General features: G+C 63.7%; 2 protein-coding genes. Both read left to right on the plus strand.

Annotated features, from left to right (window positions below; genetic code table 11):
- Nucleotides 1-80 precede the first annotated feature (80 nt).
- Nucleotides 81-221: a hypothetical protein gene (locus tag QWZ14_RS28970; RefSeq protein ID WP_290320542.1), complete on the plus strand. Its 141-nt coding sequence runs from the start codon at nucleotides 81-83 to the stop codon at nucleotides 219-221.
- A 53-nt stretch (nucleotides 222-274) separates the two neighbouring features.
- Nucleotides 275-625, plus strand: a 351-nt coding sequence (locus QWZ14_RS28975; RefSeq protein WP_353959360.1) for a helix-turn-helix domain-containing protein, incomplete at its 3' end; no start/stop codon positions are given.

Below are 625 nucleotides of genomic sequence, written 5' to 3' on the forward strand. Positions count from 1 at the left end.
CAGCCTTCGCGCATAATCCAGGCTAATCGGCAGGCTTTACATCCGGGGAGCCGTTAGCGACGGCAGCTGCAATCCTGGCAATGATCGCCGACACCATGATTCCTGAAGCATTCGAGACAGCGCATGAATATGCAGGCTTCATCACAGTGGCCGGGTTCCTCTGCGCCTCTGCTCTTTCAAAGTTATACCAAGCGCCTGAAGGTCTGACTCTTGGGGCTTGAGCCGACGCGGGCGGACGTGATTCATCGGCAGGCATGGCATCTGGGGATGGACCATGCCGGCTTTGATGATCCGGGAAGACTTGCCACCTGGCGAGCTACGACGATTGGCGAAGGCGGAGCGTGACCTGCGGGTGGCGCGTCGCCTGCTGGCGATCGCGGCAGCCCTTGAGGGCCTGAGCCGAGAGGCTGCGGCGCGGGTGGCTGGGATGGACCGGCAGACCCTGAGGTTCAACGCATGCGTTGAACGGGTCATCCGCTACAACCGGGGCGGGCCAGCTGGGCTGTCGGATCACTGGGGCGATGGCCGCCCCTGCCGGCTGACGGCGGGTCAGCAGGCGACGCTGAAGGCGATCGTGCTGCAGGGGCTGCGGATTCCGACGAAGGCGGCCACCAATTCCAATCTC

Origin of the sequence: Paeniroseomonas aquatica (assembly GCF_030409335.1) — a bacterium.
GTDB lineage: Bacteria > Pseudomonadota > Alphaproteobacteria > Acetobacterales > Acetobacteraceae > Belnapia > Belnapia aquatica.